This window comes from Flavobacterium sp. TS_SC_5, from assembly GCF_056156265.1.
Window position 1 is genome coordinate 3486140 of the sequence record NZ_CM149588.1, and the last position, 22745, is coordinate 3508884.

Sequence of the window (22745 nt, forward strand, 5' to 3'; positions counted from 1 at the left end):
ATTCCAAAATTTTAAACCTTAAACCTTAAACTTTAAAACAAAAAAAATTAATATACGAAAATAGCTCTTTCGCTCATCATTTCGTTTACTTCATTAGCTACTTGCTCGATTACATCTTCATTGGTGTGATCCATCAAAACTCTGTCAATTAGTGCAACGATAGTTTCCATATCTTCTTCAACCAGACCACGAGTGGTAATAGCCGGAGTTCCTACACGGATTCCTGAAGTTACAAATGGTGATTTATCATCAAATGGCACCATATTTTTATTTACTGTAATTTCTGCTTTTACCAATGCGTTTTCAGCATCTTTACCAGAAATATTTTTATTTCTCAAGTCAATTAACATCATGTGGTTATCTGTACCTCCTGAAATAATTTCATATCCTCTTTTTACAAAAGCATCAGCCATAGCGTTAGCATTTTTTTGTAATTGTAAAGCATAGGTAAAAAATTCATCTTTCAAAGCTTCACCAAAAGCAACTGCTTTTGCAGCAATAATATGCATTAATGGACCACCTTGATTTCCAGGGAAAACAGCCAAGTCTAATAAAGAAGACATCATTCTGATTTCGCCTTTTGGTGTGGTTAAACCAAATGGATTTTCGAAATCTTTACCCATTAAGATTAATCCTCCACGAGGTCCACGTAGTGTTTTGTGAGTTGTAGTTGTTACAATATGGCAATGTGGCAACGGATCATTCATCAAACCTTTTGCAATAAGACCTGCAGGGTGAGAAATATCAGCCAATAAAATAGCCCCAACACTGTCAGCAATTACTCTAAAGCGCTCAAAATCCATATCACGAGAATAAGCCGAAGCTCCTGCGATAATTAATTTTGGTTGTTCTCTGGTCGCTATTTCTTGAATTTTATCATAATTCAATCTTCCTGTTTCTTTGTCTACACCATAAAAAGAAGGAGTATACAAACGACCTGAAAAATTAACCGGTGAACCATGCGTTAAGTGTCCTCCATGAGACAAATCAAAACCTAAAATTTTATCACCTGGTTTGATACATGCGTGGTAAACCGCTGTATTTGCTTGTGAGCCAGAATGTGGCTGTACATTTGCGTAAGCAGCACCAAATAATTCTTTGGCTCTGTCAATAGCAATTTGCTCCACAACATCAACTACTTCGCAACCTCCGTAGTATCTTTTGCCAGGATATCCTTCAGCATATTTGTTAGTTAAAACAGAACCAGCTGCTTCCATTACTTCGTCACTTACGAAGTTTTCCGATGCAATAAGTTCTAATCCGTGAATTTGTCTTTCTTGTTCTTCCAGAATAAGGTCAAAAATTTGTTCGTCGCGTTGCATTTTTTTGATTTTCGTTAATTTGATGCAAAAATACAAAAAAACGTTTGGTTAATAGTTAGATTATAATATATTTGATGAGTAATTTTTTAACAAAATAATTAACAAAATATGCCAATAACAGCTAACGATACCAATAGAAAATCATGGCTAGAAGTTCCTGTCAACAGTGATTTTCCTATTCAAAATATTCCTTTTGGAGTTTTTCTTACTAAAGAGAATATTGTAACAGTAGGAACCAGAATAGGAGATTTCGCCATTGATTTAGGAGCTTTACAACAATTAAATTATTTTGAAGGCATCGAACTGACTGATGATATGTTCATGCAGGACACTTTGAATGATTTTATTTCTGATGGTCAAAAAACATGGCGTTTGGTTCGAAACCGAATTGCAGAACTTTTTGATGTAAAAAATTCGAAATTACAAGACAATGCCAAAGATAGAGACATCATAATTTTCAGGATGGAAGATGTAGAAATGCAATTGCCAGTGCTTATTGGTGATTACACAGACTTCTACTCCAGTAAAGAGCATGCAACTAATGTAGGAAAAATGTTCCGTGACCCTGAAAATGCATTATTACCAAACTGGCTGCATATCCCTGTGGGCTATCATGGAAGAAGTTCTACCATTGTTCCTTCAGGAATTCCGGTTCACAGACCAATGGGACAAACGTTGCCAAATGGGGAAACTACTCCTGTTTTTGGCTCTTCTCGTTCTGTTGATTTTGAACTTGAAACTGCTTTTATCACCACGGATGTCAACATAATGGGTGAAAACATTCTTGTAACCGAAGCTGAAGATTATATCTTCGGGATGGTTTTATTGAATGACTGGAGTGCCCGCGACATTCAAAAATGGGAATATGTGCCACTAGGACCATTTTTAGCAAAGAATTTCGCATCTTCAATTTCACCCTGGATTGTTACTATGGATGCTTTGGAACCTTTTAGAACTAAAGGTCCAAAACAAGAACCAACGCCTCTTCCCTATTTACAACAGAAAGGAAAACATTCTTTTGATATAAATTTAGAAGTAGCAATTCAGCCTGAAAACGGCGAAGCAACGGTTATTTCTCATTCTAATTTAAAATATATGTATTGGACCATGAGCCAGCAATTAGCACATCATACCTCTAATGGTTGCCGTGTAAATTCTGGAGATATGATGGGATCTGGAACCATTTCCGGACCAACTCCAGACAGTTTTGGCTCGATGTTAGAATTAACTTGGGGCGGAAAAAATCCAATAAAATTAAATGACGGAACGGAACGTAAATTTATCAACGATAATGATACTGTTATCATGAAAGGACACTGTCAGAACGGACATGTTCGCATTGGTTTTGGTGAAGTTTCCAGTAAATTACTACCACCTTTCGTTAGAAAATAAAAAAATAAACACACCTTTAAAAAACCTAACAATTGTACTATTTTTGTTAGGTTTTTTTATGGCATTATTTTTGGATTTTAATAATTTAAATCAATAAATCTGTTTGAAAAAAAAACAGCATTGCTATCAAAAAAATCATATACTCAATCGTAACGCTTATGAAAAAAATTACTCTTTTATTATCCTTTTTCGTCCTAATTTCCTCTTGTGGTGTAAAGCAAACCCAAAATTTATTAAGTTCCGGAAATTACGATCAGGCAATTGATAATGCCGTATCCAATTTACGAACCAATAAAGATAAAAAAGGCAAGCAAGATTATATTTATTTGGTAGAAGAAGCTTTCGCCAAAGCTAAAGAACGTGATTTGAACACAATAAATTTGTTGGCAAAAGATGCTAATCCAGCGCAATTGGAGAAGTTATACAATACGTATTTGCAATTGAATTCCCGTCAGGAAAAAATCAAACCCTTACTTCCTTTGAAACTGATTAAAGAAGGACGAAATGCGATTTTCCCATTTGATAATTATAACGATCAAATCATTGATATCAAAAATGCCTTATCCATTTATTTATATGCCAATGCAAAAAAACTAATGGTAACATCAGACAAGATGAATTTCAGAAAGGCGTATGATGATTTGGACTATTTAAACCAAATAGATCCAAATTATAAAGATGTTTTGCGATTGATGAACGATGCACAATTTAGAGGATCGGATTATGTTTCCGTTTACACGAAAAATGAAACGAACATGATTATTCCGGTTCGTCTTCAAAATGATTTATTAGATTTTAGCACGTACGGGCTCAATGATAAATGGACAGTTTATCATAGCAATAAACAAAAAGGAATCAGTTATGATTACGGAATGATGATTAATTTCCGAGAAATTTACATTTCGCCAGAGCAAATCAAAGAAAGAGAATTTGTAAAAGAACGCATCATTAAAGACGGTGTCAAAAAACTGATAGATTCTAACGGAAAAGAAGTGCTGGACGAAAAAGGAAAAGTAGTTATGGTCGACAACCTGAGAACAGTAACGGCTCAAATTTACGAATTCAGACAATTTAAGTCTTGTCAAATTACCGCTAAAATTGACTATATTAATCTAAAAAACAATCAATTATTAAAATCTTTCCCAATAACAAGCGAATTTATTTTCGAGAATATCTATGCCAATTATAAAGGAGATCGACGCGCTTCTGACGATAATTACTATTCTTATTTTGACAGAAAACCAGTAGGTTTTCCTAACAGTGAACAAATGGTTTATGATACCGGAGAAGACTTAAAAGCTAAAATTAAAGATATTATAAGTCGAAATAAATTTAGAAACTAAAACTTTAAATTTAATTCCATTATGCAAAACTCCTTGATAATCATGTTGTCAAGGAGTTTTTTTATTTGCAAAAAAATCAACAATACATTATAATTTTGTTACAAAACACAAAAGTAACCTTGGATTATAAAAATAAGTGTACTTTTGCACCAATGAATAAAACAAGTTTACATATAACTTCTTTGTCACGGACAAACAGACCTACTACTTCTCCCGAAGTACGGATGCTATCTCTATAGTACCCAAAAGCTGTTTCATTTTTTTATTCATTTTTCATTTTTCCGTTTTGAAATTAACCTTATTCCCCATTGGATTTTCACATCCAAAAAAAACTATTTATTTACCACTATTGTATTGTGGTTCAATTCATTGCACAACAATCAACAGGTTTGATATTGTAGTTAAATTTGGCAAAGAGATATTTCAATTACAAAATCACAAATCATTCTATAACTATAAAATTCAGCTTTTGAAATGAATATTTCTATCATCATAACTCAGGAAGAACATTATAAGTATTCGCAAGAAATATGCGATACCATAGAATTATCCGCCCTTTTAAGAGGCACGGGAATTGCTAAGAGAACCCCGGAGTACATCCAGAAAAAAATGGAAAGCAAAGATGCTGTCATTGCTTTAGACAACGGTAAATTTGCTGGTTTTTGCTATATCGAAAGTTGGCAACACGGGAAATTTGTGGCACATTCCGGATTAATTGTACATCCTGATTACAGAAATTTAGGTTTAGCCAAAAAAATCAAATCATTTGTTTTTGATTACTCATTAGAAAAATATCCAGATGCTAAGGTATTTGGAATCACAACTGGATTGGCGGTAATGAAAATCAACTCTGATTTAGGTTATAAACCGGTTCCTTTTTCAGAATTGACCAGCGATCCAAGTTTCTGGGCTGGCTGTAAAACCTGTACCAATTATGAAATTTTGCAAAGCAAAGAAAATAAAATGTGTTTATGTACCGGAATGTTATATGATCCAAAAGAAAAACCCAAAGATCCGCCTAAACATCCATTTAATGTCAGAGTATTAAACAGATTAAAATTAATTAAAGAAGCCTTGTTCTTAAAAAAATAATATCATGAAAAAAGTAGTATTAGCGTACAGCGGAGGATTAGATACCTCATATTGCCTAAAATATTTGAAGAATGAAAAAGGATATGAAGTTCATACCGTTTTAATAAATACAGGAGGATTTGATGAAACTGAACTAGCCGCTATCGAAGAAAGAGCCTACGAATTAGGAAGTGCGCAACATGCAAATCTTACTATTGTAGATAAATATTATGATAAAGCCATTAAATATTTGATTTACGGAAATGTATTAAAAAACAATACCTATCCATTATCCGTAAGTGCGGAGCGTGTTTTTCAAGCTATCGAAGCCATTAAATATGCCAAATCTGTTGGTGCAGAAGCAATTGCACACGGAAGTACTGGCGCAGGAAATGACCAAATTCGTTTTGATTTAATTTTCCAAACCATTGCTCCCGAAATTGAAATCATCACTCCTATCCGTGATTTAAAATTATCAAGACAGGAAGAAGTGGAATATTTAGCTAAAAATGGCGTTCATTATTCTTGGGAAAAAGCACAATATTCTATTAATAAAGGATTGTGGGGAACCAGTGTTGGAGGAAAAGAAACATTGACATCAAATCAATCGCTACCAAGTGAAGCGTATCCTTCTCAATTACAAAAAGAGGGTGAAGAAAAAGTAACGCTACAATTTGAAAAAGGACAATTAGTGGGCATCAACGGGACTATGGACAAACCATCAAAAAACATCGTTGTCTTAGAAAAATTAGCCAGCGCATATGCAATTGGTAGAGATATTCATGTTGGGGATACGATTATCGGAATTAAAGGAAGAGTTGGTTTTGAAGCTGCTGCCCCTTTAATCATCATCAAAGCACACCATTTATTGGAGAAACATACCCTTGGAAAATGGCAACAATACTGGAAAGAACAACTGGGGAACTGGTACGGAATGTTGTTTCATGAAGGGCAATTCTTGGATCCTGTAATGAGAAACATCGAGGCTTTTCTGGAAGACACCCAAACAACTGTAAACGGAACCGTTATCGTTTCGCTAAAACCATATCACTTTACACTAGACGGAATTGAATCTGAAAATGATTTAATGAACACCCCTTTTGGTCAATACGGAGAAATGAACAACGCCTGGACCTCTGACGATGCCAAAGGATTTATCAAAATTCTTGGAAATGCCCAAAATATATTTTCATCTGTAAACAAACTAACACATGATTAATAAAAAATTAACCACATAGAAGCATAGAAAAGAAGAGTTAAATAGCCCATTTGTGGGTTCACATTGCTATGATTTTCTCTAATAAAGTGAAACGCCTTTCAAAATTATTAAATCTATGTGGTTAAAAAAAATAAAAATTGAATTGCTCCCAAAGGATTAATTCTAAGTACGTTTTAAAATTTAAAATTATGATTAATATTGGGATAATTGGTGGCTCAGGTTACACTGCTGGAGAACTCATCAGAATATTGATGTTTCACCCAGATGCAACACTTGATTTTGTTTACAGCACGACAAACGCCGGAAAACCTTTACATTTTGCTCATCATGATTTGATGGGCGATATCGAAATGAATTTTACCGATACTGTAAATCCAAATGTAAATGTTGTTTTCTTATGCTTAGGACATGGTAAATCAAAATCATTTTTAGAGCAAAATCAATTTGCAAGCCATACCAAAATCATCGATTTAGGAAATGATTTCAGATTAACAAAAGACAAAGAATTCGATAGCAAATCCTTCGTTTACGGCTTGCCTGAATTGAATAAAGCTGCTATTAAAAATGCTCAATTTATAGCTAATCCGGGTTGTTTTGCAACAGCAATTCAATTGGCGTTACTACCAATAGCTAAAAACGAAATGCTTACGACTGACGTTCATATCAATGCGACAACTGGAAGCACAGGAGCTGGAGTTTCACCTTCGGAAACGACGCATTTTAGTTGGAGATCGAACAATATGTCACATTATAAAGCTTTTGAACACCAACATTTAGGCGAAATAAACCAAAGTGTCAATCAATTACAAGCAGATTATACAAACGAATTGATTTTTGTACCCAATAGAGGGGATTTTGCTAGAGGAATTTTCGCCACATTATACACAACAATCGAAGAAAGTCTGGAAGAAATAGTGGCCAAATACGAGACTTTTTACAAAGACCACCCTTTCGTAACCGTTACTACCAATGAAATCAATATGAAACAAGTGGTTCAAACGAATAAATGTATTATCAGTTTAATGAAAAAAGGAAATCGGTTATTGATTACTTCAGTAATTGATAATTTAACAAAAGGTGCCTCAGGACAAGCCATTCAAAACATGAATTTAATGTTTGGATTGGATGAAACCACAGGATTGCACTTGAAACCATCTGGATTCTAAAAATTTGTTTCAAGTTTAAAGTTTAAGGTTGCGCACGTAACTTGAAACTTGAAACCTTAAACCATTTAAAACAAAAAAAGAAAATGAACTTATTTGACGTTTACCCATTATATAACATCACTCCTGTAAAAGCACTTGATTGTACTATTATAGATGAAAAAGGAGTAGAATATTTAGATTTATATGGTGGTCATGGAGTAATTTCCATTGGACACACACAACCAGATTATGTTGCCAAATTAAAAAATCAATTGGATAATATTGGTTTTTATTCGAATGCGATTCAGAATCCATTGCAAGTAGAATTAGCAGAAAAATTAGGGAAACTTTCCGGATTGGAAGATTACAAGCTATTCTTGTGCAGTTCTGGAGCTGAAGCCAATGAAAACGCTTTGAAATTAGCCTCTTTTCATAACAATAAATCGCGTGTAATTGCTTTTGACAATTCCTTTCACGGAAGAACCTCGGCGGCAGTTGCGGTGACAGATAACAAAAAAATTGTTGCGCCAATCAATGCACAGCAAATCGTTACTTTTTTACCATTGAATAACATCGAGTTGGTAGAAAACGAATTAAAAAAAGGAGATATTTCTTCTGTTATAATTGAAGGAATTCAAGGAGTTGGCGGTTTAGACCAAGGAACAACTGAATTTTTTCAGGCATTAGAAAAAATATGTGCCGCTTACGATGTCGTTTTGATTTTGGACGAAGTGCAATCAGGATACGGAAGAAGCGGAAAGTTTTTTGCACACCAACATCATAACATTAAAGCAGATATTATTTGTTTGGCGAAAGGAATGGGTAACGGATTTCCTATTGGCGGAATCTTGATTTCTCCAAAATTCACAGCGAGTTATGGATTATTGGGAACTACTTTTGGTGGAAACCATTTGGCTTGTGCTGCCGGAATAGCAGTTTTGGATGTGATTGAAAGCGAAAAATTAATGGATAACGTAAATGACGTTTACGCCTATTTTTTAGAAGCAATCAAACAAGTTCCTGAAGTTATCAAAGTCAAAGGAAGAGGATTAATGCTTGGTGTAGAATTTGATTTTGACGTAAGTACACTTCGTAAAAAAATGATTATTGACAAGCATATTTTTACAGGAAATGCTAACAATAAAAACTTATTAAGAATTCTTCCTCCATTAACAATAAAAAAGGAAGCAATTGACACTTTTATTTTAGCTTTAAAAGAAGCATTGGTAGAATTGAAATGATTTTTTTTTAAACATGTAATTCATTCGAGTTTTAAAAAACAGAGTCAATAGAATTTAGAGATTCTCTGAATTTTTTATTTTAAACAAATAAATATTAACCAAGAACTAAAAACTTAAATGACTTATATGTTTAGAGTTTCCGTTTAAAATTGTATACCAAAAACTAATGAACTACTTATTACCAATAGAAAAGCGAAATGCAGTTTTAAGCCGTATGGCCGAACTTCTTGAACAAGAAAGAGCCAACCTTAAAACTGTGAATCAACAGGATATCAATAATTATTCTGGGGATGACTTGGCGATGGAAAAACGTTTATTGGTTGATGATGCCAAAATTGACGGGATGATTTTATCCATGCAGCAATTAGCAGGTCAAGAAGATCCTATTGGCGTGGAGCGTTTTAATTTCGACCATGAAAACGGAATGAAAATCATCAATAAAACAGCGGCTTTTGGAACCATAATGATTATTTATGAATCCAGACCTGACGTTACAGTTGAAGCTGGTGGAATCGCTTTTAAATCCGGAAATAAAATTCTATTGAAAGGGGGAAAAGAATCTTTACTATCCAACTTAAAAATTGTGGAATTGTGGCATCAGGCTTTAACAGCAAATAATGTTGCGACAGAATGGGTAGAATACCTAAATTACAATCGAGAAGAAACTCAGGCATTTTTGGAGAAACCAACACAAAAAGTAGATTTAATCGTTCCTCGTGGCGGTGAGCAATTGATTGCTTTTGTAAAAAAACATGCCACCTGCCCGGTGATTATAAGCGGTCGAGGAAATAATTTTGTTTATGTAAACAAGGAAGCTGATTTAGATCAAGCACTTGCCATCATAATTAATGGAAAGACTTCAAATATATCAGTTTGTAATGCTTTAGATAAAGTTTTAATTGATACTAATCTTGAAAATTGGGAAGCCTTTGCAAAGAAAGTAATTACCGAATTGCAACAAAGAAACGTAACCGTTTTAGGAGATGGAAGCATTTCAAAAATAGCAAACGTTCCTCAGATCGAATCGGATTTAATTTGGCATGAAGAGTTTTTAGATTACAAAATTGTTGTTGGAACAACCAATTCGGATCAAGAAGCGATTGACAAAATAAATAAATATTGTGGTGGACATTCAGCTTCGATAATCACAAAGAATGATGCAATTGCTCAAGAATTCATGGAAAACGTGGATACGGCAGCCGTTTATCAAAATGCCTCTACCCGATTTACTGATGGAGGACAGTTTGGTTTAGGAGGAGAATTGGCGATAAGCACAGACAAATTACACCAACGGGGACCAATTGGTTTGCAACATTTAGTTACTAATAAATGGTATATTTACGGAAATGGACAAATCCGGTAAAAAAAGAATTTTATTAAAGTTAGGAAGCAACACCTTAACCAAAGAAACCAATCACATTTCCAGAGGAAAGATTGAGGATATTGGGATGCAAATAGCCGCTTTACAAGACGATTATGAGTTTATCATTGTAAGCTCAGGTGCGATTGCCGCAGCCAAACAATTTGTAAAACTAGAAAATCAAGACAAAGATGTTTTTGTAAAACAAGCTTTGGCTTCGATTGGTCAGCCTCATTTAATGCGAATTTATCATGAAAATTTCAGCGATTTAGGATTGCTGATTTCGCAGTGTTTGCTTTCTTATTCTGATTTCGAAAAAGAACAATCAAAAGTAAATATTGTGAACACCATCAATGTGTTGGTGAAAAACAATTACATTCCGATTATCAATGAAAATGATACGGTGGCAACGGATGAGATTCGGTTTGGCGATAATGACAAACTAGCCGCTTTAACGGCCGTTTTATTAGATGTTGACATTCTTATTATTGCTACCAATACGAACGGGATTTACACCAAAGCATCCATCCATGATGCCGTTCCTGAAACCATTTCTCTGGTAACCGATTTAAAAGTATTAGAAAAAGAGATTGGCGATTCGAAATCATCACATGGAACTGGCGGAATGCAATCTAAAATAGAAGCCTCGGCAATCGCCAAAGCAGCCAATATCGAAACATGGATTGTCAACGGATTGGAAGATAATTTTATTTTGAAAGCCTTAAAAAACGAAATACCTTTTACTAAAATAATTTAATTCGAATAGTGGATTGTTTGATTTTTGGACAATTCATAATTCATAATTCATAATTCATAATAACAATGAACTACATCTCCATACAAAACATAGACTCACTTGATAAATGGGTGAAACTAGCCTTGAAAATCAAGAAAAAACCATTTAAAAACAAAAAACTGGGTAAAAACAAAACCTTGGGAATGTTGTTTTTTAATTCCAGTTTGAGAACGCGTTTGAGTACTCAAAAAGCGGCTTTGAATTTAGGCATGAACGTCATGGTCATGAATTTTACCAGTGAAGGTTGGACACTTGAGTTTGAAGATGGAGCCATCATGAACTCAGGTGCTTCAGAACATATAAAAGAAGCTGCTGCGGTAGTTTCTCAATATTGCGATATAATTGCCATCAGAGCTTTTGCCGGATTGGTAGATAAGGAAAAAGACAATGCCGAAACCGTTCTTATGGGTTTCCTAAAATACGCCACTGTGCCTGTTGTGAATATGGAAAGTGCTACAGGACACCCTTTACAATCCCTGGCCGATGCTATAACTATGGCAGAACACAAAACTAAACACCGACCAAAAGTAGTTTTGACTTGGGCGCCACACCCTAAAGCGTTACCTCAAGCAGTTCCCAATTCTTTTGTGGAAATGATGCAATTACAAAATGCTGACTTTGTGATTACGCACCCCGAAGGCTACGAGTTGAATCCCGAAATCACGAAAGATTCCAAGATTGAATACGACCAAAACAAAGCTTTCGAAAATGCCGATTTTATCTACGCCAAAAACTGGAGCAATTATAACGATTATGGTCAGATTACAAATTCTGACCCAAATTGGACCGTAACTGCCGATAAAATGAAACTGACTAACAATGCTAAATTCATGCACTGCTTACCGGTAAGACGTAACGTAATTGTTACTGATGAAGTGATTGACAGCGAAAATTCAATTGTTATCGAACAAGCCAACAATAGAACTTATGCCGCACAATTAGTGTTGCAAAAAATATTGGAAAATGGAAAATAAAAAACCGGTAACGCTAATAAAAATTGGTGGAAACATTATTGATAATCCAACAGAATTATCACAGTTTTTATCTGATTTTTCTAAGATTGAAGGCTATAAAGTACTCGTTCATGGCGGCGGAAAATCAGCTACTAAAATGGCTGAAAGCATAGGTTTAACACCTCAAATGATTGATGGAAGACGTATCACCGATGCAGCTATGCTTAATGTAGTTGTGATGATTTATGCAGGTCAAATCAATAAAAATATTGTTGCCCAATTACAAGCTAAAAATACCAATGCGATGGGGTTTTCCGGTGCTGATGGAAATTTAATTCAGTCCAACAAAAGAAACCACCCAACAATCGATTATGGTTTTGTGGGCGATGTCAAAAAAGTGAATACACAATTATTGGAAACATTGCTTTCAAATGGTATCGTTCCTGTTTTTTGTGCGATAACACACGATGAAAAAGGACAATTATTAAACACAAATGCGGATACTATTGCCAGTGAATTAGCCATTGCTTTATCGGAAGTTTTTGATGTTACTTTGAATTATTGCTTCGAAAAACCAGGCGTTTTATATGATGCCGAAGATGATTCTTCCGTAATTGAGAACATCAATCAAGAATTATATTCCAAATTAAAAGCCGAAAAAGCGATACATTCGGGCATGATTCCTAAATTAGACAACTGTTTCAACAGCTTATCTAAAGGAGTTCAAAAAATAAAAATTGGTCATCACCGCATGTTGCAAGACAAAACCGCATTGTACACTACAATTACACTATGAAGAGTATAGAAATTCTTACACAAGAAGCCATTGCGCTTTTAAAATCGCTGATTGAAACGCCTTCCTTTTCAAGTGAAGAAGACCAAACAGCCCTTTTAATCGAAAATTGGTTTAAACAAAATAATATCCCTTTCGAAAGAGAGAATAATAATATTTGGGCTTTCAATAAACATTTTGATAAGTCCAAACCAACGCTTTTACTGAATTCGCACCACGATACAGTAAAACCAAACCAAGGCTATACAAACGATCCATTTGAAGCCATCGTCAAAGACGGTAAATTATTTGGATTGGGAAGCAATGATGCAGGCGGTTGTCTGGTTTCGCTTTTAGCCACTTTTGTACATTTTTATTCGAATGAAAACCTGCCTTACAATATCGTGATGGTCGCTTCAGCCGAAGAAGAAAGCAGTGGGAAAAATGGATTAAACAGCGTTTTAAAGCATTTACCTGAACTGGAATGTGCCATTGTGGGAGAACCAACATTAATGCAATTGGCCGTAGCCGAAAAAGGTTTATTGGTGCTAGATGTCATCGTAAAAGGTACCGCCAGTCACGCCGCACACAACAATCCGGATAATCCTATTTACAATGCGATACCCGTGATCGAATGGTTTAACAGCTATCAATTCGAAAAAATATCGGAGGTTTTAGGTCCTGTAAAAATGACCGTTACGCAAGTAACTGCTGGAAAACAACACAACGTAGTTCCTGCGGAATGTCATTTGGTTGTCGATATCAGGGTGAATGATTGCTATAATAATCAGGAAATTTTAGATACCGTGAGAAAACATTTAACTGCTGAAATTAATCCGCGTTCCATGCATTTAAACGCATCATCAATTCCTGTTGCTCACAAATTAGTACAGGCCGGAATTGCCCTGGGAAGAACCACATACGGCTCTCCTACCCTTTCGGATCAATCAGTTTTGAGTTGTCAATCCCTGAAATTAGGACCTGGCGAAACTCTGCGGTCACACTCGGCAGATGAATTTATATTTATAAACGAAATAGAAGAAGGAATTCAGCTGTATATCAAAATACTAACTGATTTTTTCAAACAATAAAATAATTTGGATTTATCCTGATTATTTTCAGGAGCTAATCCCGCTATACGTTGCAATCTTTTATTTTTTAAAGAAAAAAATAAAAGGATTTCCACTGCTATCGGGGCTAAAAATCTAACTGTCTAAAAATCTAAAAATCTAATTATGAAACTTTGGGAAAAAGGAATACCAACCGATAAGCAAATCGAACATTTCACCGTTGGAAACGACAGAGAACTGGATTTAGTTCTGGCTAAATATGATGCTTTAGGTTCTATTGCACATGCAAAAATGTTAGGACAAATCGGGCTTTTGACAGACTCTGAAACCGTTTCTTTGGTTTTGGCTTTGGAAGAAATAATAAAAGACGCTGAAAACGGTAATTTCGAAATCGAAGACAGTTTTGAAGACGTCCATTCCAAAATCGAATATTTACTAACCGTAAAACTGGGAGACGCCGGAAAAAAAATCCACACTGCACGTTCTCGTAATGACCAAGTTTTGGTAGATGTTAATTTATATCTGAAAGATGTAGTTAAAGAACTGAAAGAGCAAGTAAAAAGCCTTTTTGATTTACTGATGGAATCAGCTGAAAAGCACCAGAATATATTGTTACCAGGATATACGCACCTTCAAATTGCGATGCCATCTTCTTTCGGAATGTGGTTTTCTGCTTATGCAGAAACTTTGATTGATGATATTACAATGTTGAATGCCGCTTTGAAAATTGTGGACCAAAACCCATTAGGTTCAGCTGCAGGTTACGGAAGTTCATTTCCTATCAACAGAACATTCACGACTCAGGAATTGGGTTTTGAAACTTTAAAATTCAATTCGGTTGCGGCTCAAATGAGCCGTGGAAAATCAGAAAAAACAGTTGCTTTTGCCATGAGCAGCGTTGCAGCAACTTTGGCGAAGTTCTCGATGGATGTTTGTTTGTATATGAGTCAGAATTTTGATTTTATCACTTTGCCTTCGCATCTTACAACAGGTTCGAGCATTATGCCACACAAGAAAAACCCGGATGTTTTTGAATTAATTCGTGGAAAATGCAACAAAATTCAAGCGTTACCATACGAAATTACATTGATCACCAACAACCTTCCAAGTGGTTATCACAGAGATTTACAATTGCTAAAAGAAGGATTATTTCCAGCAATTCAAAACCTGAAAGCATGTTTGGATATCGCGATTTTTGCAATAAAAGACATTAAAGTAAAAGACAATATTCTTGCAGATCCAAAATACAATTATTTGTTTACGGTTGATACCTTAAACGAAATGGTAGTTGCTGGAATGCCTTTTAGAGATGCCTATAAAGCGGTTGCAGAACAATTAGAAAACGGTACTTTTCAATCTCCAAAAGAAACCAAACATACGCACGAAGGAAGCATTAATAATTTGTGTTTATCAGAAATAAAAGAAAAAATGATGAAGGCTTACTAATGATCTCATCGGTTTGTCCACAAAATAAAACCGCAAATTCGCTAACTAATGACTACATTAAATTAGCGAATTTGCGGTAAATAATTTAAAAGCAATACCATTTACTAGACTTTCGTCCCCAACTCCTCCGCATCAATATCACTGTGCGAAACATTATAAATAGCTTTACCTTCTTTAATTAATATCAATTGCGGTGATTGATGATACACTCCAAAACGAGTTGCAATTTCATTAGAAATATCGCGATGTGCTATTAAATCTAAAAAATAAGGTGTAACTTTATCTGAGCTATTGAACCGATTTTCAAATTGTTTCAGCGCCATCCTACTTACGCTGCAGCGGGTACTATGTTTAAAAATCGCAACCGGTTTTTCATTTGATGCAGTAATAATTTCATTTAGTTGCCCTAAATCGGTTAGTACGTTCCAGTTGATTTTGTTTTCTTTTGAATCATTATCATCTGAACTATTGAACATATTTTTTAAAAAACTCATAATTGTCTTGTTTTAAGACATTTTGACTTTTAATTATGATATAAATCATGAAATTTCTGTCAATTTGTCGGTATTATTGTATTGGAATATAAATTGAATATTGATTTACAAAGTTAGTCAAATAACCGCAAAACACTATAACACCATGAACATAAATAAATTCACTATCAAATCGCAGGAGGCCATTCAGCTTTCACAACAATTGGCGCAAAGCCAAGGACAGCAACAAATAGAAAACGAACATATTTTCAAGGCTATTTTTGAAGTCGATGAAAATGTGGCCCCTTTTATTTTGAAAAAATTGAACGTAAATGTGCCGTTATTTCTTCAAATATTGGATAGCACGATTCAGAGTTTCCCGAAAGTTTCCGGTGGCGAAATAATGCTTTCCAGAACCGCAAATACAACGCTTAATGAAGCGGAAATTATTGCAAAAAAAATGAATGACGAATTCGTTTCTGTAGAGCATTTGATTTTGGCGATTTTTGATTCTAAAACCAAAGCTGCCCAAATATTAAAAGATCAAGGCGTAACCGGAAAAGGATTGAAAGCCGCCATAGAAGAATTGCGAAAAGGAGAAAGAGTGACTTCTGCCTCTGCCGAAGAAACCTATAATTCATTAAACAAATATGCCAAAAACCTCAACGAACTAGCCCGTGCCGGAAAACTGGATCCCGTTATTGGTCGCGACGAGGAAATTCGCAGAGTATTACAAATTCTAACGCGAAGAACGAAAAATAACCCAATGCTAGTGGGAGAACCCGGAGTAGGAAAAACCGCCATTGCTGAAGGATTGGCGCACCGAATTGTAGATGGAGACGTTCCTGACAATCTGAAATACAAAATCGTGTATTCTCTTGATATGGGAGCGCTTATTGCCGGTGCTAAATACAAAGGAGAGTTTGAAGAACGTTTGAAATCTGTAGTGAAAGAAGTCACTTCTGCCGAAGGCGATATTGTTTTATTCATTGACGAAATCCATACGCTTGTGGGAGCCGGCGGTGGCGAAGGCGCTATGGATGCGGCAAATATCTTAAAACCGGCCTTGGCTCGTGGGGAATTGCGCGCTATTGGTGCAACCACATTGGACGAATATCAAAAATATTTTGAAAAAGATAAAGCACTCGAAAGACGTTTCCAGAAAATAATGGTCGAAGAACCGGATACTGAAAGTGCGATTTCGATTTTGCGTGGAATCAAAGAAAAATACGAAACGCATCATAAAGTTCAGATAAAAGACGACGCTATTATTGCGGCTGTCGAATTGTCGCAACGATATATTACGAACCGCTTTCTTCCGGACAAAGCCATCGATTTGATGGATGAAGCCGCTTCTAAACTGCGCATGGAAATTAATTCAAAACCCGAAGAACTCGATGTTTTGGATCGAAAAGTAATGCAACTGGAAATTGAGATTGAAGCCATTAAACGTGAGAAAGACGAAAGCAAACTCAAAATTTTGGGTATGGATCTGGCTAATTTAAAAGAAGATCGCAACGAAATTTACGCTAAATGGAAATCAGAGAAAGATGTTGTCGATAACATTCAATCCGTAAAAACCGAAATCGAAGACTTCAAATACGAAGCAGAACGTGCAGAACGTGATGGTGATTATGGAAAAGTAGCCGAAATTCGTTACGGTAAAATCAAAGAAGCCCAAGAACGTTTAGCTATTTTACTCAAGGAATTACAAGAAAACCAATCGGGAACTTCCTTGATAAAAGAAGAAGTTACCCGTGAAGATATTGCCGAGGTTGTGGCCAAATGGACTGGAATTCCAGTGATGAAAATGCTGCAGGGCGAACGAGAAAAACTATTAAAATTGGAAGATGAATTGCATCATAGAGTCGTAGGACAGGAAGAAGCGATTGAGGCAGTGAGTGACGCCGTTCGTAGAAGCCGTGCCGGTTTACAAGACATGAAAAAACCAGTGGGAACGTTCCTATTCCTCGGAACAACGGGAGTTGGAAAAACAGAATTGGCGAAAGCCTTAGCCGAATATTTATTTGATGATGAAAATGCGATGACCCGAATTGACATGAGTGAATACCAAGAACGCCACAGTGTAAGCCGCTTGGTTGGTGCGCCTCCGGGATATGTAGGTTATGATGAAGGCGGACAATTGACCGAAGCCGTCCGAAGAAAACCGTATTCTGTAATTTTGTTGGATGAGATTGAAAAAGCGCATCCTGATACGTTCAACATCTTATTACAAGTCTTGGATGAAGGACGTTTGACAGATAACAAAGGACGTTTAGCTGATTTTAAAAATACGATTATCATCATGACTTCGAATATGGGAAGCCAGATTATTCAGGATAAATTTGATAATTTGAAAGGAAGTGTCGAAGCCGCAACCGAAGCTGCAAAAGTAGAAGTATTGGGATTATTGAAACAAACGGTACGTCCTGAATTCATTAACCGTATAGATGAGATTGTAATGTTTACACCACTGACTACTGAAAACATTGCCCAAATTGTTGGTTTACAATTAAAAAGTGTTACTAAAATGCTAGCACTGCAAGGCATCACGATGGATGCAACTCCGGAAGCTATTGCCTATTTATCCGAGAAAGGATACGATCCGCAATTTGGCGCCAGACCTGTAAAACGTGTAATTCAAAGAGATGTGCTTAATGAATTATCCAAAGAAATTCTATCTGGAAAAATTACAACAGATAGCATTGTTTTGATAGATGCCTTTGATGGAAAACTGGTTTTTAGAAATCAAACAGAATTGGTTTCTTAATCAAATTATAATAAAATGAAAACCAGTCGAAAGGCTGGTTTTTTTATGCCCAACTTTTTTTAGGAATAAACCAGATGATTTACTTCCTGTTTAAAATTAGTCCCAAAAACAAACTAAAAATGCGTTTCAACTTTAATTTACGACCTCAATTTCGCAAGTTGGAAAATGCAGAATTGGAAAATTACATGAATTTGCTATAAAACAGAGTTGGTTTGCTTTTTTGTGCAAGCTAATCGCTTCTTCTATTTTTTCTTTGTCAGTAATACTAACCTTTGGATTCAGTTTAATAGCAGTAAAACGTCCGCTTCCGTCTTCCAAAACCTCCAGAGTTGCTTCCGCTTCATCTGTATAGGAAACTACGTCAATCCCATTTCGGCCGCAAACATATAAATATGACATCATGTGACAGGAAACCACGCTGCTCAATAACAAGTCTTCCGGATTGTACAAAGCCGCATCTCCTTTGAAAGCTTTGGCAGCAGAAACATGCAGAACAGCCTTCCCATCAATCGCGATCGTATGACTTTTAGTATATGTCACCGATTCCTTTTTATAAAAAAACCAATCTAATTTAGCTTTAAAAACGTGTTTGAACCCCATAATTATTTTTATTTCAAAAGTAACTAAAAACACTACGATTAAAAAAGAAAGGTTTTGGGTGAACCCTAACTAAAATTTTCTCCATTTTATAAATAGAGTAAATAAAAAAAGTTTTAGATTCGCAGGAATAAACAAACATAGCGCCAGAACAGAAATTCGTTCAAAAAAATAGTCCAGCGCAGTTACTAAAACAATCAAAATGGCATCAGGATTTTTCGCATTATTAGATGATATAGCAGTACTTATGGATGATGTTGCGGTAATGAGCAAAGTGGCAGCAAAAAAAACGGCCGGAATTCTGGGCGATGATTTAGCAGTAAATGCGGAGAAAGCATCTGGGTTTATCTCCTCTCGAGAACTTCCCGTACTATGGGCAATTACTAAAGGATCATTCCTAAATAAAGTAATCATTTTACCCGTCGCCTTTTTGTTAAGTGCTTTTTTGCCCATTGCCGTAATTATAATCTTGGTTCTTGGCGGGCTTTATTTAGCCTACGAAGGTGCCGAAAAAATATACGAATACTTCTTTCCGCATGAGCATGCAAAACACGCAATTTCATTGGAACCGTTGACCGAAGAACAAATTCTTGCCGTCGAAAAAGAAAAAATAAAATCAGCTATCGTAACTGATTTTATCCTGTCCGTTGAAATTATCATTATTGCATTAGGAACCGTTGTCGGGAAACCTATATCATCGCAGATAATAGTGGTCACTATCATTGCTATAATTGCAACGGTGGGTGTTTACGGAATTGTGGCCCTGATTGTCCGCATGGATGAAGCAGGTTTAAAACTGATAAGTATGAGTACCAAAGAGCGTAGTTTCTCAAAGACTATCGGAAACATTTTGGTTCAAGCCTTGCCAAAAGTCATCAAGAGTTTATCTGTTATTGGAACCATTGCATTGGTTTTAGTGGCAGGTGGCATATTTGTACATGAAATTGATTTTTTACATGGAATTCTACCTCAATTACCACCCATAGTAACTGAATTTATTATTGGACTTGCAATTGGACTTCTTGTTTTGGGAATCGTAAACCTGGTCAAAAAGATCATTGGCAAAAAGTAAGCAACAGTTGAATACACTTTAGCCGCATACATAATTAAAAAAACAAGGAGAACATCAGTCGAAAGTCTGGTGTTTTTTTTATGCTTTTTTTTAGGAGCAGACGACTTTGTTTTTTCAAGACGAGTTGTCCCGCTGTCCGCAGTATCTTTTTATAAACGCAACCCTATCGGGTTGCATTTATAAAAAGGATACTTGCTCCCATCGGGGCTATTTGACCACGAGTTTTTTCCAGAATAAAGTTTTCGAAAAAACCGCTTTGTAAAAGTTTAGAATCTCTTATAAATCATATTAGAATAAAAAAGCTGATTACTAATTTGTAAGAAAATTTTAATATATTTGTTTACTATATTGCTGCGCTGTAGCGCATATACACAAGTTTTGTGCCATATTAAAACCGATCTAATCATGAAAACCATCTATAATTCTGACAAACCAATTTCAACTCCTGCTGAAGATAAATTTAAACGATATAATTTTTCGAAAAGAATTGCAGAAACTATAATTAATAGAAAAAGTGATGATGGATTAGTAATCGGAATTTATGGAGCATGGGGAGAAGGAAAAACATCAGTTTTAAATATTTTAGAAAAAGAATTAAATCTTGATTCGAATATCATAGTTATAAAATTTAATCCATGGCGGTTCACAACAGAGGAAACCTTGGTTCTAAATTTTTTAACGAATATTTCAGAAGCATTAGACAAGCAATTAAATAATTTAAAGGAGAAAATTGGAAAGTTTGTCCAAAAATATGGAAGTGCTGGAAGTGTGCTTAATATTGACTTATCTAAAATAGGAGAGTCATTATCTGATACAGCTCTTGAAGAACTCAAAAATCGTGTTAACGACTTTCTTAAGGAAAGCAACAAAAAAGTTGTGATTGTAATTGATGATATAGACAGACTTGATAAACAAGAGTTATTTGCAATATTTAAACTCGTTAAACTAACTGGTGATTTTTCAAATACTTATTATCTTCTATCTTTTGATGATGAAATGGTAGCGTCAGCAATTGGGGAAAGATATGCTAATGGCGACAAAATATCGGGATATAATTTTTTAGAGAAAATTATACAAGTTCCATTAAGAATTCCTAAAGCTTTATCTAGTTCTTTACTTAATTATACATATGAGCTAATTAACGAAGTAATAAAAGAGAGTGGTATTATACTTTCTGAAACTGAGGGACAACATGTAGGATATTTAATCTCCCAAAATATTTTACTCAAAATTACTACGCCTCGACTTGCAGTTAGGTATGCAAATTCCTTATCTTTTTTATTGCCATTGCTAAAAGGAGAAGTAAATCATTCTGACCTAATTTTATTCGAAGCTGTAAAAATATATTTCCCAAAGCATTATGATTTTGTAAAGAATAATTCGCATTTTTTTATCGAATCATATAAATCATTTGGTGGAAATACTAATTCAAGTAAAGTTGAAGAGTTTAAATCCCAATTCACCATTTTAAATTCAGATATTTCTAAAAGAGAAACAACAGCGATAACTAATATCCTTATTGAATTATTTCCAAGAATAAACGAAGCATTACATAATTCATATGTTCATGAAGGTGAAACAAAATGGACAAAAGAAAAGAAAATTGGATCAGCGAAATATTTTAATCGGTATTTTTTATATAGCGTACCAGATAATCAACTTTCAGATATATATTTCGATGATTTCATCAAGTCTATATCAAGCAAAACATTAGATGAATTGTCTTTGGAACTTTCTGAAATCTTGAATCAAATTGATGGTCTTGAGTTTTTAAATAAATTAAATTTTTATGAAGAAAATTTTGATGCACAAACAAACATTAAAGTAATTAAATTAATTACTCAAAATCAAACCCAATTTCCAGAAATAATAAATGCTTTTACTTTTGGAGCATCAAGTCCAAAATCTCAAGCTGCAATTACGATATATAGACTTATAAAATATAATCCAAACAAAGAGAACCAGTTAAACATCGCAAAAGATTTATTATCAAGTGACACTCCTTTCGATTTCTCAAAAGAAATATTACGATGGTTGAAAGTTGGAAGAGATGAAGAAGACAAACTATTTGATCAAACAGCATACAAGCAACTCAACGAAATTCTGTTAAATAGAGCATTAAATGATTGTATAGGTAAAGGAACTACTATTTTTGAAATCTACGACAACTACATTTTTAGTATTTTAAATTATTGGTATGAAAAAGACTCGGTCGAATTATACAAATATGTAAATACATTGATAGAAAATAATCCTGCCTTTACCAAAACGATTGTATTTGCTTTGACTTCCTTGATACATAGTTCAATCAATCCAAATCCATATAAAACTGACTTCAAAAAAGAAAGTTTCGATCTAATCAAAAATTACTTTGATGTTGAACAATTTTACAAATCATTAGTTTTAGAGTATAAAATTGAAATTGAAAAAGAAGAAGTTATATTTAATGACATGGACGAAGGACAAACAGAAATTAATGCATTACGACAGTTTAAGCATTGGTACGAACTAGCAAATAAAGTAACTGAACAATAAATACGGCATATAACATCGGTTTTGCAAGATTGCGAGACTTGTGGGAAATTCGCATTTACGTTTCGCAAGAAATTTTATATTAGCGGAATTTAATCGGTCACGAAGTCCCCAAGCTCGCCAAGCGACTAAATGTTAGCTCTCCAAAATTTACCGACTTCGGAGTCTTCA

The 22745-nt window shown here is 34.9% G+C and carries 18 protein-coding genes; 15 read left to right on the forward strand and 3 right to left on the reverse strand.

Going from position 1 to position 22745, the window contains the following annotated elements; all coding sequences use genetic code 11:
* Positions 1–47 precede the first annotated feature (47 nt).
* Positions 48–1322: a serine hydroxymethyltransferase gene (glyA, locus tag AC0J6S_RS14960; RefSeq protein ID WP_474954548.1), complete on the reverse strand. Its 1275-nt coding sequence runs from the start codon at positions 1320–1322 to the stop codon at positions 48–50.
* Between the two features lie 108 nt (positions 1323–1430).
* Between glyA and fahA the strand changes: the two genes are divergently transcribed.
* The 12 genes from fahA to argH all read left to right on the forward strand — a co-directional run bounded on the left by fahA (position 1431) and on the right by argH (position 15130).
* Complete coding sequence (fahA, locus tag AC0J6S_RS14965) at positions 1431–2714, forward strand: fumarylacetoacetase (protein WP_474954549.1); 1284 nt, start codon at positions 1431–1433, stop codon at positions 2712–2714.
* Between the two features lie 158 nt (positions 2715–2872).
* A complete protein-coding gene (locus AC0J6S_RS14970; RefSeq protein ID WP_474954550.1) occupies positions 2873–4057 on the forward strand; it encodes a hypothetical protein in 1185 nt (394 codons plus the stop codon).
* Positions 4058–4531: 474 nt separating this feature from the next.
* The gene (locus tag AC0J6S_RS14975) at positions 4532–5149 is read left to right on the forward strand and encodes a GNAT family N-acetyltransferase (RefSeq protein WP_474954551.1); all 618 of its coding nucleotides are present in this window, start codon (positions 4532–4534) and stop codon (positions 5147–5149) included.
* Between the two features lie 4 nt (positions 5150–5153).
* Positions 5154–6347, forward strand: a complete 1194-nt coding sequence (locus tag AC0J6S_RS14980; RefSeq protein ID WP_474954552.1) for an argininosuccinate synthase — start codon at positions 5154–5156, stop codon at positions 6345–6347.
* Between the two features lie 188 nt (positions 6348–6535).
* Entirely contained in the window at positions 6536–7513 is a 978-nt protein-coding gene (argC, locus tag AC0J6S_RS14985) for an N-acetyl-gamma-glutamyl-phosphate reductase (RefSeq protein WP_474954553.1), read from the forward strand.
* Between the two features lie 83 nt (positions 7514–7596).
* Positions 7597–8733 (forward strand): aspartate aminotransferase family protein, encoded by a 1137-nt coding sequence (locus AC0J6S_RS14990; RefSeq protein ID WP_474954554.1) that lies wholly within the window; start codon positions 7597–7599, stop codon positions 8731–8733.
* Between the two features lie 166 nt (positions 8734–8899).
* Positions 8900–10096: a glutamate-5-semialdehyde dehydrogenase gene (locus tag AC0J6S_RS14995; RefSeq protein ID WP_474954555.1), complete on the forward strand. Its 1197-nt coding sequence runs from the start codon at positions 8900–8902 to the stop codon at positions 10094–10096.
* Positions 10080–10850, forward strand: a complete 771-nt coding sequence (proB, locus tag AC0J6S_RS15000; protein ID WP_474954556.1) for a glutamate 5-kinase — start codon at positions 10080–10082, stop codon at positions 10848–10850. The genes AC0J6S_RS14995 and proB overlap by 17 nt, the downstream gene beginning before the upstream one ends.
* A gap of 65 nt (positions 10851–10915) precedes the next feature.
* Positions 10916–11863, forward strand: coding sequence for an N-acetylornithine carbamoyltransferase (locus tag AC0J6S_RS15005; protein ID WP_474954557.1), 948 nt, complete (start codon positions 10916–10918; stop codon positions 11861–11863).
* On the forward strand, positions 11853–12638 hold the full coding sequence (gene argB / locus AC0J6S_RS15010; protein ID WP_474954558.1) for an acetylglutamate kinase: 786 nt from the start codon (positions 11853–11855) through the stop codon (positions 12636–12638). The genes AC0J6S_RS15005 and argB overlap by 11 nt, the downstream gene beginning before the upstream one ends.
* Positions 12635–13705 (forward strand): M20 family metallo-hydrolase, encoded by a 1071-nt coding sequence (locus AC0J6S_RS15015; RefSeq protein WP_474954559.1) that lies wholly within the window; start codon positions 12635–12637, stop codon positions 13703–13705. Before argB ends, AC0J6S_RS15015 begins: the two co-directional genes overlap by 4 nt.
* Positions 13706–13849: 144 nt before the next feature.
* Positions 13850–15130 carry an argininosuccinate lyase gene (argH, locus tag AC0J6S_RS15020; protein WP_474954560.1) on the forward strand — a complete coding sequence of 427 codons (1281 nt, stop codon included), beginning with the start codon at positions 13850–13852 and terminating at the stop codon, positions 15128–15130.
* Between the two features lie 104 nt (positions 15131–15234).
* Here the strand turns inward: argH and ytxJ are convergent, their stop codons facing one another.
* Positions 15235–15624, reverse strand: a complete 390-nt coding sequence (gene ytxJ / locus AC0J6S_RS15025; protein ID WP_474954561.1) for a bacillithiol system redox-active protein YtxJ — start codon at positions 15622–15624, stop codon at positions 15235–15237.
* A 145-nt stretch (positions 15625–15769) separates the two neighbouring features.
* On the opposite strand from ytxJ, the gene clpB reads away from it, so the two are divergent.
* Entirely contained in the window at positions 15770–18373 is a 2604-nt protein-coding gene (gene clpB / locus AC0J6S_RS15030) for an ATP-dependent chaperone ClpB (RefSeq protein WP_474954562.1), read from the forward strand.
* Between the two features lie 132 nt (positions 18374–18505).
* On the opposite strand, the gene AC0J6S_RS15035 is transcribed toward clpB, so the two are convergent.
* Positions 18506–18973 carry an OsmC family protein gene (locus tag AC0J6S_RS15035; RefSeq protein WP_474954563.1) on the reverse strand — a complete coding sequence of 156 codons (468 nt, stop codon included), beginning with the start codon at positions 18971–18973 and terminating at the stop codon, positions 18506–18508.
* Positions 18974–19172: 199 nt separating this feature from the next.
* On the opposite strand from AC0J6S_RS15035, the gene AC0J6S_RS15040 reads away from it, so the two are divergent.
* Both AC0J6S_RS15040 and AC0J6S_RS15045 read left to right on the forward strand, forming a co-directional pair.
* The gene (locus AC0J6S_RS15040; RefSeq protein WP_474954564.1) at positions 19173–20042 is read left to right on the forward strand and encodes a DUF808 domain-containing protein; all 870 of its coding nucleotides are present in this window, start codon (positions 19173–19175) and stop codon (positions 20040–20042) included.
* Between the two features lie 405 nt (positions 20043–20447).
* Positions 20448–22577 carry a KAP family P-loop NTPase fold protein gene (locus tag AC0J6S_RS15045; protein WP_474954565.1) on the forward strand — a complete coding sequence of 710 codons (2130 nt, stop codon included), beginning with the start codon at positions 20448–20450 and terminating at the stop codon, positions 22575–22577.
* The last annotated feature ends 168 nt before the right edge of the window (positions 22578–22745 follow it).

What these genes read in the sequence shown, in the direction of transcription:
- AC0J6S_RS14975 (WP_474954551.1), top strand. Translation starts at nt 4,532, where the DNA reads ATGAATATTTCTATCATCATAACTCAGGAAGAACATTATAAGTATTCG.
- AC0J6S_RS14980 (WP_474954552.1), top strand. Translation starts at nt 5,154, where the DNA reads ATGAAAAAAGTAGTATTAGCGTACAGCGGAGGATTAGATACCTCATAT.
- AC0J6S_RS15035 (WP_474954563.1), bottom strand. Translation starts at nt 18,973, where the DNA reads ATGGGGTTCAAACACGTTTTTAAAGCTAAATTAGATTGGTTTTTTTAT.
- AC0J6S_RS15005 (WP_474954557.1), top strand. Translation starts at nt 10,916, where the DNA reads ATGAACTACATCTCCATACAAAACATAGACTCACTTGATAAATGGGTG.
- AC0J6S_RS15045 (WP_474954565.1), top strand. Translation starts at nt 20,448, where the DNA reads ATGAAAACCATCTATAATTCTGACAAACCAATTTCAACTCCTGCTGAA.
- AC0J6S_RS14970 (WP_474954550.1), top strand. Translation starts at nt 2,873, where the DNA reads ATGAAAAAAATTACTCTTTTATTATCCTTTTTCGTCCTAATTTCCTCT.
- ytxJ (WP_474954561.1), bottom strand. Translation starts at nt 15,624, where the DNA reads ATGAGTTTTTTAAAAAATATGTTCAATAGTTCAGATGATAATGATTCA.
- glyA (WP_474954548.1), bottom strand. Translation starts at nt 1,322, where the DNA reads ATGCAACGCGACGAACAAATTTTTGACCTTATTCTGGAAGAACAAGAA.
- AC0J6S_RS14990 (WP_474954554.1), top strand. Translation starts at nt 7,597, where the DNA reads ATGAACTTATTTGACGTTTACCCATTATATAACATCACTCCTGTAAAA.
- fahA (WP_474954549.1), top strand. Translation starts at nt 1,431, where the DNA reads ATGCCAATAACAGCTAACGATACCAATAGAAAATCATGGCTAGAAGTT.
- clpB (WP_474954562.1), top strand. Translation starts at nt 15,770, where the DNA reads ATGAACATAAATAAATTCACTATCAAATCGCAGGAGGCCATTCAGCTT.
- argH (WP_474954560.1), top strand. Translation starts at nt 13,850, where the DNA reads ATGAAACTTTGGGAAAAAGGAATACCAACCGATAAGCAAATCGAACAT.
- AC0J6S_RS14995 (WP_474954555.1), top strand. Translation starts at nt 8,900, where the DNA reads ATGAACTACTTATTACCAATAGAAAAGCGAAATGCAGTTTTAAGCCGT.
- argC (WP_474954553.1), top strand. Translation starts at nt 6,536, where the DNA reads ATGATTAATATTGGGATAATTGGTGGCTCAGGTTACACTGCTGGAGAA.
- argB (WP_474954558.1), top strand. Translation starts at nt 11,853, where the DNA reads ATGGAAAATAAAAAACCGGTAACGCTAATAAAAATTGGTGGAAACATT.
- AC0J6S_RS15015 (WP_474954559.1), top strand. Translation starts at nt 12,635, where the DNA reads ATGAAGAGTATAGAAATTCTTACACAAGAAGCCATTGCGCTTTTAAAA.
- proB (WP_474954556.1), top strand. Translation starts at nt 10,080, where the DNA reads ATGGACAAATCCGGTAAAAAAAGAATTTTATTAAAGTTAGGAAGCAAC.
- AC0J6S_RS15040 (WP_474954564.1), top strand. Translation starts at nt 19,173, where the DNA reads ATGGCATCAGGATTTTTCGCATTATTAGATGATATAGCAGTACTTATG.